Source organism: Cellulomonas pakistanensis, assembly GCF_016862755.1.
Classification (GTDB): domain Bacteria; phylum Actinomycetota; class Actinomycetes; order Actinomycetales; family Cellulomonadaceae; genus Cellulomonas; species Cellulomonas pakistanensis.
Genome location: NZ_BONO01000024.1, coordinates 56,940 through 73,108 on the forward strand (window position 1 = coordinate 56,940; position 16,169 = coordinate 73,108).

Annotated in this window: 12 protein-coding genes and 1 pseudogene; 3 read left to right on the top strand and 10 right to left on the bottom strand. The window is 71.8% G+C overall.

Annotated features, from left to right (window positions below):
• Window positions 1-5 precede the first annotated feature (5 nt).
• The 6 genes from Cpa01nite_RS14865 to Cpa01nite_RS14890 form a co-directional block, all read right to left on the bottom strand.
• Window positions 6-1,013 carry a sugar phosphate isomerase/epimerase family protein gene (locus tag Cpa01nite_RS14865; RefSeq protein WP_239068815.1) on the bottom strand — a complete coding sequence of 336 codons (1,008 nt, stop codon included), beginning with the start codon at window positions 1,011-1,013 and terminating at the stop codon, window positions 6-8.
• Window positions 1,014-1,086: 73 nt separating this feature from the next.
• Entirely contained in the window at window positions 1,087-4,467 is a 3,381-nt protein-coding gene (locus Cpa01nite_RS14870; RefSeq protein ID WP_239068816.1) for a PQQ-dependent sugar dehydrogenase, read from the bottom strand.
• A gap of 271 nt (window positions 4,468-4,738) precedes the next feature.
• Window positions 4,739-5,923 carry a Gfo/Idh/MocA family protein gene (locus Cpa01nite_RS14875; RefSeq protein WP_239068817.1) on the bottom strand — a complete coding sequence of 395 codons (1,185 nt, stop codon included), beginning with the start codon at window positions 5,921-5,923 and terminating at the stop codon, window positions 4,739-4,741.
• 64 nt (window positions 5,924-5,987) lie between these two features.
• Window positions 5,988-7,046, bottom strand: a complete 1,059-nt coding sequence (locus tag Cpa01nite_RS14880; RefSeq protein WP_203669530.1) for a substrate-binding domain-containing protein — start codon at window positions 7,044-7,046, stop codon at window positions 5,988-5,990.
• 128 nt (window positions 7,047-7,174) lie between these two features.
• The gene (locus Cpa01nite_RS14885; RefSeq protein ID WP_239068821.1) at window positions 7,175-8,170 is read right to left on the bottom strand and encodes an ABC transporter permease; all 996 of its coding nucleotides are present in this window, start codon (window positions 8,168-8,170) and stop codon (window positions 7,175-7,177) included.
• Window positions 8,171-8,289: 119 nt separating this feature from the next.
• Window positions 8,290-9,813, bottom strand: coding sequence for a sugar ABC transporter ATP-binding protein (locus Cpa01nite_RS14890; RefSeq protein ID WP_203669531.1), 1,524 nt, complete (start codon window positions 9,811-9,813; stop codon window positions 8,290-8,292).
• Window positions 9,814-9,929: 116 nt separating this feature from the next.
• Between Cpa01nite_RS14890 and Cpa01nite_RS14895 the strand changes: the two genes are divergently transcribed.
• The 3 genes from Cpa01nite_RS14895 (at window position 9,930) to Cpa01nite_RS14905 (ending at window position 12,464) form a co-directional block, all read left to right on the top strand.
• Window positions 9,930-11,126, top strand: coding sequence for an ROK family transcriptional regulator (locus Cpa01nite_RS14895; protein ID WP_203669532.1), 1,197 nt, complete (start codon window positions 9,930-9,932; stop codon window positions 11,124-11,126).
• Between the two features lie 433 nt (window positions 11,127-11,559).
• Window positions 11,560-12,246 (top strand): DUF6338 family protein, encoded by a 687-nt coding sequence (locus Cpa01nite_RS14900; RefSeq protein ID WP_203669533.1) that lies wholly within the window; start codon window positions 11,560-11,562, stop codon window positions 12,244-12,246.
• Window positions 12,246-12,464: a hypothetical protein gene (locus Cpa01nite_RS14905; protein WP_203669534.1), complete on the top strand. Its 219-nt coding sequence runs from the start codon at window positions 12,246-12,248 to the stop codon at window positions 12,462-12,464. Before Cpa01nite_RS14900 ends, Cpa01nite_RS14905 begins: the two co-directional genes overlap by 1 nt.
• Before the next feature lie 19 nt (window positions 12,465-12,483).
• Here Cpa01nite_RS14905 and Cpa01nite_RS14910 read toward each other — a convergent pair.
• The 4 genes and pseudogenes from Cpa01nite_RS14910 to Cpa01nite_RS14925 all read right to left on the bottom strand — a co-directional run.
• Window positions 12,484-12,785 (bottom strand): annotated as a pseudogene (locus Cpa01nite_RS14910) (3-methyladenine DNA glycosylase); the annotation flags it as partial.
• Between the two features lie 43 nt (window positions 12,786-12,828).
• Entirely contained in the window at window positions 12,829-14,145 is a 1,317-nt protein-coding gene (locus tag Cpa01nite_RS14915; protein WP_203669535.1) for an ApeA N-terminal domain 1-containing protein, read from the bottom strand.
• A gap of 166 nt (window positions 14,146-14,311) precedes the next feature.
• Window positions 14,312-15,079, bottom strand: coding sequence for a hypothetical protein (locus Cpa01nite_RS14920; protein ID WP_203669536.1), 768 nt, complete (start codon window positions 15,077-15,079; stop codon window positions 14,312-14,314).
• 10 nt (window positions 15,080-15,089) lie between these two features.
• Window positions 15,090-16,073, bottom strand: coding sequence for a 3-methyladenine DNA glycosylase (locus Cpa01nite_RS14925; protein WP_203669551.1), 984 nt, complete (start codon window positions 16,071-16,073; stop codon window positions 15,090-15,092).
• Window positions 16,074-16,169: the final 96 nt, after the last annotated feature.

Genomic DNA, 16,169 nt, shown 5'->3' on the forward strand with positions numbered 1-16,169 from the left:
CTCGCTCAGCCGCGCAGGCCGGCGATGGCGTCGTAGCTGCGGTCGGCGTTGCCGAGGGAGTTGAGCGGGTTCGGCGGCACGGCCACCGACGCGGCGTTGTCCTGCTCGTAGAGCCCGAAGTGCTGGCCCCGCGTGCGGAGCTGGGACAGGAACTGCTGGTACGGCAGGTCGCCGGCGCCGAACTCGATGATGTCGTAGCCGTTGGCGCTGGCCTCGTTGGCCTTGCCGTCCTTGAGGTGCAGCAGCGGGTAGCGCCGCGGGTTGCGCAGGATGTAGTCGACCGGCTCGAACCCCGGGTACTTGTGCTGCCCGACGTACGCCCAGTAGATGTCCATCTCCAGGTACACCAGGTCCGGGTCGGTGTTGTCGTAGAACACGTCGTAGAGCCGGACCGACGGGTCGACCGGGTCGAACCGGAACTCGCCGTCGTGGTTGTGCTGGTAGAGCTTCAGGCCGGCGGCCTTGACCTGCTCGCCCCAGCCGTTCCACTCCTCCGCGGCGGCCAGGTACCCCTCCTTCGTGGCGGTCCCGGTCGGCGCGTTGCCGGTGCCGAGGTGCGGCATGCCGAGCGTGTGGGCGATGTCGATCTGGTTGGCCAGGTCGGTGCGCAGCAGCTGGGTGCTGACGTGCGAGCCGACCGCCTTCAGGCCGTTGTCGTCGAGCAGGGTGCGGATCTCCGCCGGGGTGATCGCCCCGACGTTGCCCTGGGTGTAGCCGGCGAACTCCACCTCCGCGTAGCCGATCCGGCCGAGCTCCTCGAACACGGCCCGGAAGCCGAGCGAGCTGACCTTGTCGCGGATCGTGAACAGCTGGATGCCGATCCGGTTGGCCGGGACCAGGCGGGTGCGCCCCGTCGTGGGCGCGGCCGCGGGCGCGAGGCCGGCGGCCGACGCGCCGGAGGCCCCGAGGGCGGTCCCCAGCCCCACGGCCACCGTGGAGGCGCCGAGCGCCTTCATCAGCGACCGCCGGCTCATCGGCCGGGCGGGGATCGAGTCGTGCTGGTGCGTGCTCATGTCTCTCCTTCGAGACGGCCGGGTTCCCGGGCGCGGTCGCGCGTGGCGACCCCGCCCGGGGCCCGGCGCGCGGTCAGCTGCGGACGGTGAGGGTGGTGCTGGTGGTGGAGCCGGAGATGCCGGCCGTGCCGCCGTAGGCGACGTCGACCTTGTAGGTGCCCTCGGGCAGGCGCCCGAGGGAGACGACGCTCGCGCCGGAGGCGTCGAGGGTCCCGGTGAGCGTGGCGACGGTCTGGTTGTTGCGCTTGACCGTGACCGTGACGTCCCCGGCGGCGACGGCGCCGCTGCCCGTGGTCACCTGGACGGTGGCCTTGGCGGCGACGGCGGGCTTGACCGGGTTCGGCGACACCGTGGCGGCGACCGTGGAGGTGGTGCGCGCCACCGTGAGGCGGACGGTGCCGGACGACGGCTTGAACACCTCGCCGCCGACGAAGGACGCGGTCAGCGTGTGGCTGCCGACGCCCAGGGCCGGGTCGAGGGCCACGACGGCGGTGCCGTCCGCGCCCAGGGTGCCGCGGCCGACCTCGGTCTCCCCGAGGGTCAGCACGACCTCGCCGGCGGCGGTGCCCTCGGCCGCGGAGACCGCGACCGTGACCTCGCCCGGCTTGCCGTACGGCACCCGCGCCGCGGCCACGGTGGCCGTGGTGGTGGTGTCGACGGTGGGCTCCTCCGGGGCGTCCAGGTCGATCGTGAACGACACGGAGCCGACCTCGGACACGAGGCCCTGGGTGTCGGTGGCCCGGTACTGCAGGTCGTACGTGCCGCTCTCGGAGAACGTCACGCCGTACTGCTGGTTCGCCGCGAGGTTCGTCCAGGTGGCGCCGCCGTCGCGCGAGTACTGCACGCTCGCCAGCGCCCCGTTGTCCGCGGCCTGCACGGCGAACCGCACCGGCTCGGTGAAGACGCCGCCGGCGCCCGTGGGCGTCGCCGGGGCCAGGGTGTGCGCCACGGTCGGGGCGGCGACGTCGGCGACGCCCGGGCCCACCATGGTGATCGCGTCCACGGCCAGGTCGTCGGCCGAGGTGACGAACAGGTCGCCCGTGCCCTCGGGGGCGTCGAAGGCGATCTCGACGTCCTTCCAGCCGGCGCCCGCCGGGATGGTGGCGGTGGCGAACGGCGCCGCGTCCGCGGCACCCCAGCGGAGCTGGACCTCGCCGCCGCCGTTGGCGCGGACGACCGCGCCGGTGATGCCGCTGAAGCTCACCGGGGTGAACTCGAGGGAGTCGCCGGTGCCGAGGCCGCGGACGGCGTTCCCGGCGAGGGCGGTCTCGTCCGCGTACACCGTGACGCCGGTGCGCGCGGAGTGCTCCGCCTGCTGCTCGCGCGGGTTGAGGCGCAGGGTGGCCTCGCCCGTCGCCGCCGGCAGGCCGTTGGCGCCCGCGTCGCGGTACGTCACCACGACCGCGCCGTAGAGCAGCGCGCCCGGGCCGTGCTCCGGCGAGTCGGGGTTCGTCTTGAACGCGCCCTTGCAGCCGGTGCCCGAGACCTCGGGGTGGGCGTGCTCGTCGTGACCCAGGCCGTAGGTCCAGGAGACGCGGGTGCAGTCGGTGGCCGTGCCGTCCTCGGCGTCCTGCGTCGTCACCTGGAAGGGGACGGCGTCGCCCCAGGTGAAGAAGCCGCCGTTCTCCGGGTACGCCAGCGTGACCTCGGGCGCCTGGTTGCCGACCGAGATCGCCCGCGAGGTCAGCGTGAACTTGCCCTCGGGGTCCGTGACCTTGAGCCGGGCCGTGTAGGCCTTGATCGCGGTGTAGGTGTACTCGGCCTCGACGCCGGTCGCGTCGAACGTGCCGTCGCCGTCGAAGTCCCACTCGTAGGTCAGCGTGCTGCCCTCGGGGTCGCTGGACGCCGAGGCGTCGAACTCGACCGTGAGCGGCGCGCTCGACGAGGACGTCGGCGTGGCGGTGAACGCCGCGCGCGGCGCCTTGTTGCCCTCGGCGTAGGAGATCCGGTGCAGGCCGGCGTCGGGGTTCGCGCGGAAGAAGCCGTCGCCGTAGTCGAGGACGTACATCGACCCGTCCGGGCCGAACTCGATGTCCATCGGGTTGTCGATCGGCGGCCAGCCCTCGGCCGTCATGGCCGCGTTCGGCGTGACGTCCTCGATGTGCGTGACCTCGAACGAGTCCCAGTCGACGGTGAAGGCCGCGATGTAGTCCTGCGAGAACTCGCCGAAGAACGCCTTGCCCTCCCAGTACGCGGGCCACGCGTCCGGGCCGGCGTCGGCGGGCCGGTGGTAGACCGGGCCGCCCATCGGGCCCTGGCCGTTCCCCGTGCCGAAGCTCACCAGCTCGTCCCACGGCTGGTCGCCCGGGTTGTCGCCGTAGTACAGCGTGGCCGGGCGAGCAGGAGGCAGGTTCGTCAGGCCGGTGTTCCAGCGCGAGTCGTTGACCAGGTTCTCCGGGTCGAAGAAGGCGCCCGGCGTCGCGGTGGCGAAGTCCCAGTCGTTGTAGGCCGCGTTGGGTCCGTGCACGAACGGCCAGCCGGAGTTGTGCGGCTCGTCGAGGCCGACGGCGTTCCACTCGACCAGGCCCATGGGCCCGCGGCCCGCGGAGTCCGCGACCGCCTTGGTGGCGTCCGGGCCGTAGTCGCCCCAGGTGAGCGAGTTCGTCTCGGGGTCGACGTCCAGCTTGAACGGGTTGCGGACGCCCATCACGAAGATCTCGGGGCGGGTGTTCTCGGTGCCCTCGGGGAACAGGTTGCCCTCGGGGATCGTGTACGACCCGTCCTCCTCGACGTGGATCCGCAGGATCTTGCCGCGCAGGTCGTTGGTGTTGCCCGCGCCGCGGCGCGCGTCGAACCCGGGGTTCATCCCCGGCGCGTCGTTGTTCGGCGCGAAGCCGTTCGCGCCGGGCGTGCCCGCCGGGGTGTTGTCGCCGGTCGACAGGTACAGGTTGCCCTCGGCGTCCCAGTCGAAGTCGGCGCCCACGTGGCAGCACTGCCCGCGCTGGACCTCGACGTCGAGGATCTGCTGCTCGGACGCCAGGTCGATGCCGTTGCCCGTCCACTGGAACCGGGACAGCCGGTTCACCCCGACCCAGCGGTCCCAGTAGGACTCGTCCTCGCCGGCCGGCAGCGTGTTCGGCGCCGAGCCCGCGGGCGTGTTCCCGGGCGGGGCGTACACGAGGTACACCCAGTTGTTCTCCTCGAAGTCCGGGTCCAGCCCGATCGACTGCAGGCCGTCCTCCGAGTTCGCGTACACGGGGACCGTGTTGGTGATCCGGGTGACGCCGGTGCTCGGGTCGGTGAGCCGGATGTCGCCGTTGCGGGCGGTGTGCAGCACCCGTCCGTCGGGCAGCACCGCCAGGTCGAGCGGCTCGCCCACGTCCTTCGTGAGCGTGGTCTTCTCGTAGTTGCTCCAGTCGAGCGCGGCCTCGGCGCCGGGCTCGGCCCCGTGGTCCACGCCGTCGTGGGCCAGAGCGGGTCCGGCGCCGAGCGCCAGCCCCGTGACGGTGAGCACACCGGTGAGGGTGAAAGCCACCGCCCGACGGCCGCGGTTCGACCGCGGCTGCGTACGATTCATGAGTGATGCAGCTCCTATCGGGATCTCGTCACAGAGGTCGGGCTCCTGCGTCGCTCCCACGGTTCGGGAACCCGGCCTCCTCAGCCGACCGACGTCGTCGTCGGTCGTGGCGCGGTCCCACCTCCTCCCCCTCGAGCGGTGAGCTGATCGTCTGACGGGCACTGCGTGCGGGCGGGTGGCCCGCGGGCCGGGCGGCCCCCGGGGCGGGTCAGCCCAGGGCGACCCACCGGCTGTCGTCGGCCGCGCTGCGCTCGACGGCGTCGAGCACGCGCTGCACGGCGAGACCGTCGGCGAACGACGGCGTCGGGTCCTGCCCGGCCGCGATCGCCCCGACCAGGTCGACGACCTGGTGGGTGAACGCGTGCTCGTAGCCGAGGCCGTGCCCGGCCGGCCACCAGCGGCCGACGTAGGCGTGCTCCGGCTCGGTCACCACGATGCGGCGGAAGCCCGCCACGGCGGCGTCCTCCGTGGCGTCGTGGAAGTGCAGGACGTTCATGTCCTCGAAGTCGAACGACAGCGACCCGCGGTCGCCGTTCACCTCGAGCCGGATCGCGTTCTTGCGGCCGGTCGCGAACCGGGTGGCCTCGAAGACGCCGAGCCCGCCGCCGGACAGCCGGGCCAGGAACACCGCGGCGTCGTCGACCGTCACCGGGCCGCGCGCGGCGCCCGGGTCGCCGGTGCCGTGCAGGCCCGCGAACTCCGCGGCGACCGGGCGCTCGTGCACGAACGTCTCCATCAGCCCGGAGACGCCGGTCAGCCGCTCGCCGGTGATGAACTGCGCGAGGTCGACGGCGTGCGAGCCGATGTCGCCCAGGGCGCCCGAGCCGGCCTGCTGCTTGTCCAGGCGCCACGACAGCGGCGCCTCGGGGTCGGCGAGCCAGTCCTGCAGGTACTGCACGCGCACGTGCCGCACCGCGCCGATCCGGCCGTCCGCGACGAGCTGCCGCGCGAGCTGCACGGCCGGCACCCGCCGGTACGTGTAGCCGACCATCGACCGCACGCCCCGGGCGGCGGCCGCCTCGGCCGCGGCGACCATCGCCTCGGCCTCCTCGATCGTGTTGGCGAGCGGCTTCTCGCACAGCACGTGCTTGCCCGCCTCCAGCGCCGCGATCGCGATCTCGGCGTGCGTGCGGCCCGGGGTGCAGACGTCGACCAGGTCGACGTCGTCCCGCGCCACGAGCTCCTGCCACGACGAGGCCGTGTCCTGCCAGCCCAGCCGGTCGGCCGCCGACTTCACGGCCACGGCGTCCCGGCCGCCCAGCACCCGCATCTCGGGGTGCAGCGGCAGGTCGAAGAACCGCGGGGCGGTGCGCCACGCCTGCGAGTGCGCGGCGCCCATGAAGGCGTACCCCACCATGCCGACGCCCAGCGGCGCCGCCGTCGTCCCGTCCATCACGAGACCTCCCTCGGGTGCGGACCCCGGGGCCGGCCGGCGGCCGGCCCCGGGGTGGTCGCGATCAGGACTCGAACGCCGAGTCGATGTACTGGTCGACGTTGTCCGCGGTCACGACGGGCGCGTACAGCTGGACGGTGCGCGGCACGCTGGACGACGCCAGGTCGCTGAGCGACTTCTCGTGCGCCACGAGGCGGGCCAGCTTGATGCCGTCGGCCGCCTGCGTCGACGGGTAGATGACGGTCGCCTCGACGACGGACGCGTCGTCCTGGATCTCCCGCATCATGTTCGCCGAGCCGGCGCCGCCGACCAGGAAGAACTCGTCGCGGCCGGCGTTCTCGATCGCGGCCAGGACGCCGACGCCCTGGTCGTCGTCGTGGTTCCAGATGGCGTCGATCTGCGGGGCGGCCTGCAGCAGGTTCGCCGCCGCCTGCTCGCCGCCCTGGACCGTGAAGTCCGCGGCGACGCGGTTGTCGACGTCGAGGCCGCAGTCGTCGAGCGCGTCCGCGAAGCCCTGGCTGCGGTCCTGGGTCAGCGGCAGCGAGTCGATGCCGGCGATCTCGGCGACCACGGCGTCCGGGTTGTCGCCCAGCTGCTCGCAGACGTACGTGCCGGCCGAGACGCCCATGCCGTAGTTGTCGCCGAGCACGGTGGCGCGGGAGGCGAACGGGCTGGAGAACTCGCGGTCGACGTTGATGACCGGGATGCCGGCCTCCATCGCCTGGGTCGCGACGTCGGTCAGCGCGCCGCCGTCGAACGGCAGCAGCACGATCGCGTCGACGCCGTCGTTGATGAAGCCCTCGATCTGGCTGATCTGCACGTTGACGTCGTTCGTGCCCTCGGCGACCCGGAGCTCGACGTCCTCGTACTTCTCGGCCTCGGCCTGGGCGGCGGTGGTGATCGCGCCCATCCAGCCGTGGTCGGCAGCGGGGGCCGAGAAGCCGATGACGACCGTCTCGCCGGCCTCGTCGTTGTCGGACACGGCGACCGGGGCGGCCTCCGCGCCGCCCTCGTCCTCCTCGGCCGGGGCGTTGGAGGTGCAGGCCGCGAGGAACGCGACGGACAGCACGGCGACCGGCGCGAGGGCGCGGCCGCGGCGGCGCGTGGTGCGGGTGGTGGACATGGGATCTCCTTCGACGATGTCCGGGGGTCGTGCGGGCAGGGTGGGGCGTGCGGGCGGGGATCCCGGCCGCGGGGGTGGTGGTGCGCGGGGGTGGTGGTGCGCGGGGGTGCGGGGGTCGTGGACCGGCGCTAGGTGCGCGCGGTGCGCGACGTGAAGCGCTGCTGCAGCAGGACGGCGACGACGATGATCGCGCCCTTGGCGATCTGCTGGACCGACGAGTCGAGGTTGTTCTGCACGAACAGGTTGGTGAGCGTCGCGAAGATGAGGACGCCGAGCACGGTGCCCACGATCGTGCCGCGGCCGCCGGACAGCAGCGTCCCGCCGACGACGACCGCGGCGATCGCGTCCAGCTCGTAGAGCAGGCCGTTGGTCGACGAGCCGGCGCCGGTGCGGCCCAGCATCATGACCGCGGCGATGCCGGCGGCGAGCCCGGCGAGCGCGTACAGGTACATCGTGTGCCGCTTGACGGCGATGCCGGCCAGCCGGGCCGCCTCGGGGTTGCCGCCCACCGCGACGGTGCGACGGCCGAACGTGGTGCGGTTGAGCAGGAACCAGCCGGCCACCGCGACGACGGCGAAGATCCACACGATCTTCGGCACGCCCAGCAGGTCGCCCCGCAACGTGTCCTGGAAGGACTGCACGTTCACCAGCTGCGTCCGCCGCTGCGCGATGAGCTCCGCGAGGCCGCGGGCGGCCACGAGCATCGCCAGCGTCGCGATGAACGCGACCACCCGGCCGTAGGCGATGAGGACGCCGTTCACCACGCCGGCGGCCGTGCCGACCGCCAGCGCGCAGAGCACCATGACGATCCAGCCGTACTGGTCGGCCATGGTCTGCGTCGCCACCGTGGTGGCCCAGACCGACGCGAGGCCGAGCACCGACCCGACCGACAGGTCGATGCCGCCCGCGGTGATCACGAAGGTCATGCCGATGCTCAGCACGCCGATGATCGACGCCAGGCTGAGGATGACCAGCATGTTGTCGATGCTGGCGAACCGGCTGCCCGCGGTGACGTAGCCGACGACGCAGATCGCCGCGAGGGCGACGACGAGGCCGAGGATGCGGGCGGAGCCGCCGCCCGCGCCACCGCGGCGGCTTCCGGTCCCGCGGGCGACGCGCTCCACCCGGGCGGACTCGTCCGCGGCGGGCGGGACGGGGGTGGCGCCGGCCGAGCCGGGGGCGCTGGTCGGGCCCGCGGGGGCGCCGGGCGTGCCCGGGGGCGGGGCGGAGAGCTGGTGCTCGCTCACGCGGCACTTCCTTCCATGACGAGGTCGAGCACGGCGTGCTCGTCGATGGCGGTGGCGGGGCCCTCGTGGACGACCCGGCCTTCGGACACGACCAGCACCCGGTCCGACAGACCGAGCACCTCGGGGATCTCGCTGGACACGACGACGACGGCGGCGCCCTCGTCGGCGAGCCGGCGGACCAGCGCGTAGATCTCGGCGCGGGCGCCGACGTCCACGCCGCGGGTCGGCTCGTCCAGCAGCAGCACGCGGCAGCCGTGCACCAGCCAGCGGGCGAGCATCGCCTTCTGCTGGTTGCCGCCGGACAGGGTGCGGATGGCGCGGTCGACGCCGGTGGGCCGCAGGTCGAGCGCCTCGGCCTGCTCCTGCGCGGTGCGGCGCTCGGACCGCTCGTCGAGCAGGCCGCCCTTGGCGAACCGGCCGAACGTCGACAGCGTGATGTTGCGGTACACGGGCTCGTCGAGCAGCAGGCCCTGGGCCTTGCGCTCCTCGGGCGCCAGCCCGATGCCGGCGCGCACGGCGGCGGTGACATCGCCGGCGCGCAGCCGCTTCCCGGCGACCTCGACTGTGCCGGCGCTCGCGCGGCGGGCGCCGTAGATCGTCTCGAGGATCTCGGAGCGGCCCGAGCCGACGAGTCCGGCGAGCCCCACGATCTCCCCGGCGCGGACCCGCAGCGACACGTCCTGGAACTCGCCGCGGAGGGCCAGGCCCTGCACGTCGAGCACCACCGGCGCGTCGGCGGCGAGCTCGGTGCTCGGGGGGAACACGTACTCGACGTTCCGGCCGGTCATCAGGCGGATGAGCTCGCTCGTCGGGGTGTCCCGGGCCGGCAGGTCGCGGGCGACGGTGCGGCCGTCCTTCAGCACCGTGATCCGGTCGCCGATCGCGCGGATCTCCTCCATCCGGTGCGAGATGTAGACGATCGCGACGCCCGCCGCCGTGAGCTGGTGCACCACGCGGAACAGGTTCTCCACCTCGTCCGAGTCCAGGACCGCGGACGGCTCGTCCATGACGATGACCCGGGCGTCGTGCGACAGCGCGCGGGCCATCGACACGATCTGCTGCGCCGCGGCGGGCAGCGAGCCGACCTCGCGGCCCGGCGCGATCTCGGGGTGGCCGAGCCGCGCCATGATCTCCTTGGTGCGCCGGTGCGCCTCGCGGCGGCGGGACACCCCGCCGGTCGCCAGCTCGTGGCCCAGGTAGACGTTCTCGGCGACGGTGAGGCCGCCGACCACGTCGAGCTCCTGGTACATCGTCGCGACGCCGAGCTTGAGGGCGGCGACCGGGTTCGTGATCGTGACGGGCTCGCCGTCCACGAGCACCTGGCCCTCGGTGGGCTGGTGGGCTCCGGCGAGCACCTTGATGAGCGTCGACTTGCCCGCCCCGTTCTGCCCGAGCAGGCAGTGCACCTCCCCCGGCAGGACGTCGAGGTCGACGCCGTCCAGGGCGCGGGCTCCGGGGAACTGCTTGACGATGCCCCGCATCTGCAGCAGAGGCCGGTTCGGTGGGTCCACGGTGACCATGTGAGGAACCTATGCAGGACTTTCGTCACGGGTCAAGCAAAAGTTGATCCGGGTTTGTCCGAGTTATCCAACCGTGACCGACACAAGTGACCAGGCTTTCTGGTTCACTAGGCGCCATGCAGGACGTCGTGAAGCTCACCCCGCGGCACTCCGGCGCGGGCGAGCTGTTCCAGCTGCTCCGCGACGGCCGACCGCGCACCCGTGCCGACCTGGCCGCCGCCACGGGCCAGGCGCGGTCCACCATCACCGCCCGCGTCGACCAGCTGATGTCCGCCGGGCTCATCGCGCCCGCCGGCGAGGCGTCCTCCACCGGCGGCCGACCGCCCACCACCTTCGCGTTCCAGCCCAGCGCCCGCGTCGTCCTCGCCGTCGACCTCGGCGCGACCCACGCCCGGCTCGCCGTCACCGACCTCGCGTCCGTCGTGCTCGCCGAGGGCGAGGCCCCGATCGCGATCGCCGACGGTCCCGACGCCGTCCTGCGCTGGGTCGCCGAGCACGGGCGCAAGCTCGTCGCCGAGGCCGGCCGCTCGCTCGGCGACCTCGTGTCCGTCGGCGTCGGCCTGCCCGGACCCGTCGAGCACGCCACCGGCCGGCCGATCAACCCGCCGATCATGCCGACCTGGGACGACGCCGACGTGCGAGGCCTGCTGTCCGCCGAGCTCGGCGGCGCCGACGTGCTCGTCGACAACGACGTCAACCTCATGGCGCTCGGGGAGCACCGCTCCGCCTTCCCCGACGTCGACGACATGCTGTTCGTCAAGGTCGCCACCGGCATCGGGTCCGGCATCATCTCCGACGGCCGGCTCCGCCGCGGCGCGCAGGGCGCGGCCGGCGACATCGGGCACATCGCCGTCCCGGGGGCGGAGGACGTGCCCTGCCGCTGCGGCAACCTCGGCTGCCTCGAGGCCGTCGCGTCCGGGCGGGCGCTCGCCGAGGAGCTGCGCCGCGAGGGGCTGGACGCCGCGGACGGCGCGGACGTCGTCGCGCTCGTGCGCGCCGGCGACCTCGCCGCGGGCCGCGCCGTGCGGCAGGCCGGGCGCGAGCTCGGCGGCGTGCTCGCCGCGTGCGTCAGCCTGCTCAACCCGTCGCTGGTCGTCATCGGCGGCGTCGTCGCGGAGGCCGGGGAGCACCTCATCGCCGGGATCCGGGAGGTCGTGTACGCGCGGTCGCTGCCGCTCGCGACGCAGCACCTGCGGATCGTCACCTCGCAGGCGCGGTCGGAGGTCGGGATCCTCGGGGCGTCGGCGATGGCGGTGGACCACGTGCTGTCGCCGGTGGCGATCGACGCGCTGCTGGAGGCGCGGATCGCGTAGGGCGGTCCTCCCCCGGCGCCGGCGCGCTCGGACCGGGCCGCGGCCGGCGCCGGGCAGGCGCCGAGTCCTCCACAGGCGCCGCCGTGCGCGTCGTCCCCAGGCGGGGCGCACCGAGGCGCGGACGGGTGGGACGCGCTGCCTAGGGTCGCGGGCATGCCTCCGGTCTTCCACGACGACCCGCAGCACCCGTCGCTCCGCGCCTTCGTCCGCGACGAGTCCCAGGTGACGCGCCCTCCGCTGTGGACGCTGCCCGTCGGGCGCGTGCTCATGAGCCGGGCCGTCGAGGTCCACCGGTGCGCACGGTCGGTGGACGACCTGCTCGCGGCCTGGGCGGCTTACCGGCGGCTCTGCGCGCCGGTGCGCCGTGCCGGGCCCGGCCGGCACGCGGCGTCAGGCGCTCCGCCGCCCCGTCGGGCTGCCGAGGGGGTGCGTCGTGCCTGAGACGTGGGCCAAGGCCGCCGTCGTGCTCACGCTGGTCGTGCCGGGCTTCGTGTACCGAGCGTCCTGGCAGTCCGTGGCGGGACCGGATCCGGCGCGGCCCGACTTCGGCACCCGGGTGCTGCACGCGATCGTGGCGACCGCGACGTTCGCCGGCGTGTACGGGACGGTCCTGGGACCCGCCCTCCTGGCGGTGGCACGCGACCCCGAGCTCGCCGTCGAGGGCGCCCGCACTGCCGCGGTGGCGTTCCTCCTGCTCGCGATCGGCATCCCGTGGGCCGCCGCGCGCATCTGCCTCGCACTCGCACGCAGCCGGCCGTACCGCCGGCTCGTCGCGCGCTCGCTCACCGCACTCCGCCTGCACCCTCCCCGCCCCGCGCCCAGCGCGTGGGACTACGCGTTCCGGCGTGTCCGGAGCGGGTGGGTGCGCGTCAGGTTCTCCGACGGGCAGTGGCTCGGCGGCTGTTACGGGGACCACTCGTTCGTCAGCGCGTACCCGGACCCGCAGGAGCTGTACGTGGAGGAGGGCTGGGTCGTCCGCGCCGACGGCAGCTTCACCGACCGGCTGCACTCGCCCGGCGGCATGCTGATCGACTGCACCGCTGCGATCGCCATCGACTTCGTCCCCGCCGACCGGGATACTCGGGGCGGGGCCCACGACGACACGAACGGTGAACTCTGATGCGCCTGCGCAAGCGTCGACGCGCCGCACTGCCCCTCGACTGGGTGCCTCCGCGCGAGGGGTACTACCGGGGCCTCGGCCCGAACGGCGAAGCCGTCAAGAGGACCGGCCCGCCGCCGCCGATGCCGCCGACGGAGGAGGGCATCCGCCGCCTGGAGCGCATCGAGCAAGCGGCACGCGACCGGGCAGCCGCGGGTGCCCGTGAACCCGCGACCTGATCGCCACCACCACGCGCCGTCAGACGGGTGCGAGCTCTGTACCGACCAGCACCGCGTCGCACACCGCGACCAGCCGCGCGCGCAGCGCCTGCGACGCCTCCGCGAACGCGCGCTGCCGGCGGACGTACTCCGCCTTGCCCTCGGTCGTCTCGATCGCGATCGGGTCCAGGCCGTAGGACGACACGTCGTACGGCGACGCCTGCATGTCGACCGTCCGGATCTCGCGGGCCAGCGCGAACGCGTCCAGCAGCAGCTCGCCCGGCACGGCGGGGCCGAGCTTGAGCGCCCACTTGTACAGGTCCATGTTCCTGGGTGCAGGCAAGTTGTCGAGCCCATCGTCGTCACCACGAGCCATGCCTCGCCGTCAACCCTCCACCCACCAATGCATGTTCGCTTGGAGTACCGACGGTGACACACCAATCTTTCCCGCAATCCATAGCCGCACAACTAGCCAATTCTTACGCAGAGTCGAGAGCATCAAGTCAACATCGGGCAAGTCCCGGTTTGCATGCTTTACACCGTTGTAAGCGTCCGCCGACTCCTTCACCCAGACATCTGTATCGAACCTCAAAGTAACGGGGACTTCATCGAGGACGCGCTGCACGCGCTCGCGATAGGATTCGTTACGAGCAGCACTCTTTCCGAGGCCTCCGTCGAGAGCCAGCTGATAACCGAGTGCCTCGAAACAAATGCTCGATTCGATCAGCCCGGTCTCCAGTGCGGAGCGAGGGTGATCGAAATGGGACAGCAATGCATTCAAACCGCGAGCGAAGTGCCTGCGGAGTCGAGCCCACCTCCGAAAGCCCTCCGACCCGATGTCATCGAACTCAAATAGAAACCTCTGGCGCGCGCGCTGCTCGTAACTCCGCACCGCGTAGGTCCTAACACTGGACCACTTGTCGCCTCGATGACCACCGGCGGCATCGCGCTCAGGGTCGTCTTCACGCAAGACCCATTGACTTGAGTAGCCGAATGGGCTCCACGCCGCTACATCAAGGAGGTCGCGCACAGCGTTATGCGCACTCAAGTGATCCAACCACGAGCGTGCCGCTTTGACCCTGGTCTCGACCAGCACGGTCTCCCGGATCTCAGTCGTATCTGTTGCGCTGGATCTTTCGACACGATAATTCGGGCGCAGCACCAAGTTCATCGAGCGCGAGAGATTGACGGGCATCGGAGACTCGAGATGGAGGTCTACAGCCTTAAGCCTGCCATGTTCATCTGAACGGTAGTTTCGTTCGATGCTGGAGATTCCGACCCATTCGCTCAGGCCAGGCAATTGCGACCGAAGGCCATTGATTGTGTCATATTTCATCGACTTCGCCCCAAGGACAGCGAACTGGGCGCGAACGACTCCCTGGCCGAAGCCGGAGAACATCTGGTCTCGCATCCCAGCGCTGCGGCATCCAACCAACACAACAGTGCCGTACACATCTCGGAACATCAGTTGCTCGGGCACTTCGTAAGAGTAGCGGCTTCGATCGAGGTCGTCGCCGAACTGAACACCAGGCCCATGGAACCAGCGTGCGTAATGGCCAGGCGCACCATTGGTGATCCACGGTACTGTGAGCGTGATCTGTTCCCCGGAATCCTGCAATAGGGTGGAAGTGTCCGGCGTGGTCGGATCCCCATCGAAGAACCAGCCGATACGGGGCACTCCAGGCGTCAGGTCGTTCGTCACCGGGCCAGTGTCACGTGAGGCAGCCGATTCTGCTAGGGCCAACCGGGTCGACTCTTAGCCATTCCATCACACCCTTGAGGCGCAACCACCGGACCTCGAGGGGTCAAGCCCTGACACCTCACGCAAGCAAGAGTCGCCAACGCACCAGTACCGCTCGAGTCTGGGACTACCCGACCCCCTTCTCCCATTGGTGCCTGATGACTTCAAGAAGCTCTCGGACGTTCGCTGCGCTCTGCTCGTAGGCGGCAGCCTCGCCGGCCGAAGGCTGGTTCCGGCCATGCGCGACATCGTTCCGAAGCTTGGACAGCTCTCGGACCGCACCGGCAAGAGACTCGGGGACGATCCCCATGATGGCGAGGCGCGCGATCATGCCGGTCGGCGCGACGAAACGCCGCCTATCTTCTTCCAGATTGACAGCCCGAAACAGCTTAGCGATATCGTCGCTCAGTAGTTCCCAGCTTCGGATCACTAAGCCTGACGGGTCGGCCCAGACGCCCCTTGAGTCGACCAGCCTGCTGAGCATCTCCTGGATGATTGACCGATCGGACTCCCCTTCTGCCAGAAGGCGCAAATTCGGATCGGAAAGATTCTCGGGTGCCGTGGACGGCGCCCTGTATCCCGTCGGCGTGTTGGGCGGATGGCGGGGAACCGCGCGCTCGGTCGCCGATTCACTCGCCGGTGTATCGTCACGCGCAGACGGTTGCTCTCGTGGCGGCGAGACATCTCGAGGGAGCTCAGAGATAGCCTGGTCCAGTTTGGACTCTGCGAACTGCACCCCGTCTCCGAACTCGAGCTCGACGCCCGCAGCCTTGCCCTTGGTGATCCGGGACATGAGCTGGCGCAACGGCCTGCGAAGAAGAACCACGAGGAACACCGTCGCCGCTGGCCACGCCAGCGCCTGCACCAGCTCGGCCACAAACTCGTACCTGTCCACGCATCAGACGCTAGCGGCTACCGCCTTCAGGAAGGACCAGGTCACAGAGCTTGACGAGGCGTGCCCGGAGCACATTCGACCGAACGGCGTAGTCGCGCTGCCGTCGGACGTACTCCTGCTTGCCCTCGGCCGTCTCGATCTTGATGGACTCGAGGCCGTATGAGCTGACGTCGTAGGGAGACGCCTGCATATCGGTGTAGCGGATCTCGAGCGACAGCTCGAAGGAGTCGAGGAGCAGCTCGCCGGGGACGAGCGGGCCGAGCTTCAAGGCCCACTTGTAGCAGTCCATCGCCGCATGGAGGCAGCCGGGCTGCTCGTAGTGGATCTGCGTCTCCCGTGTCAGCGGTAATGAGTCACCTGCAGGTTCGGAGTGTGCAGCCTGCTTGAGCATGTCCATGTTCGCGTGCAGGCAGCCCGGCTGCTCCATCGCGACCTGGCTCTCGCGGGTGGGCTGCAGCGTGTTCCGCGGGACCGCGTCGGGCGTGAAGAACCGGAACGCGTCGATGTGGGTGCACCGGATGCGGTGCCGCTCGACGACCGCGTCGGTGCCCGCGCCTCCGAGCCGCAGCGGCAGGGGGTGCCGGTGCTCGCCGTCGCCCTCGCGGTAGACCATCGCCCACTCGTGCAGCCCGAAGCAGCCCGTCGCGGCAGGGCGGGCCGCGGTGGCGGACAGCAGGGCGCGCACGTAGCGCACGGTGTCGCCGCGGTCGGCCAGGAACGCCGGGACGTCGAGCGCCACCGTGCCGTCCAAGTCCGCGCGGTACCAGCGCCACGCCGCGTGCGGAGCATCGGCCGCGCCGGCGAGCGCGGCGCCCGCGCCCGGGTGCCACCGGCGGAGCTGGGCGGGCTTGGCCGGGTAGTACTCGAACAGGAAGTCCTCGATCGCGTGGCGCTCGCCGCCGCGCGCGCGGCGGTCGCGGTGCCCGGCGGTCAGGTCGTCGGCGCGGGCGGCGTGCGCCGTCGCGCGGGCGCGCCAGGTGGCAGGGTCGAGCAGGGCCGGGGCGAGGTGGTCGCCGGCGGGCGATGCGCCGACTGCGGCCGGCCCGGGGAGCTGGGCGTCCGTCGCCGGTCCGTCCGCGCCCGACCGCCC

Excerpts from the sequence above, each read along its gene's own strand:
- Cpa01nite_RS14865 (WP_239068815.1), bottom strand. The coding sequence starts at position 1,013 with ATGAGCACGCACCAGCACGACTCGATCCCCGCCCGGCCGATGAGCCGG.
- Cpa01nite_RS14875 (WP_239068817.1), bottom strand. The coding sequence starts at position 5,923 with ATGGACGGGACGACGGCGGCGCCGCTGGGCGTCGGCATGGTGGGGTAC.
- Cpa01nite_RS14880 (WP_203669530.1), bottom strand. The coding sequence starts at position 7,046 with ATGTCCACCACCCGCACCACGCGCCGCCGCGGCCGCGCCCTCGCGCCG.
- Cpa01nite_RS14890 (WP_203669531.1), bottom strand. The coding sequence starts at position 9,813 with ATGGTCACCGTGGACCCACCGAACCGGCCTCTGCTGCAGATGCGGGGC.
- Cpa01nite_RS14895 (WP_203669532.1), top strand. The coding sequence starts at position 9,930 with ATGCAGGACGTCGTGAAGCTCACCCCGCGGCACTCCGGCGCGGGCGAG.
- Cpa01nite_RS14905 (WP_203669534.1), top strand. The coding sequence starts at position 12,246 with ATGCGCCTGCGCAAGCGTCGACGCGCCGCACTGCCCCTCGACTGGGTG.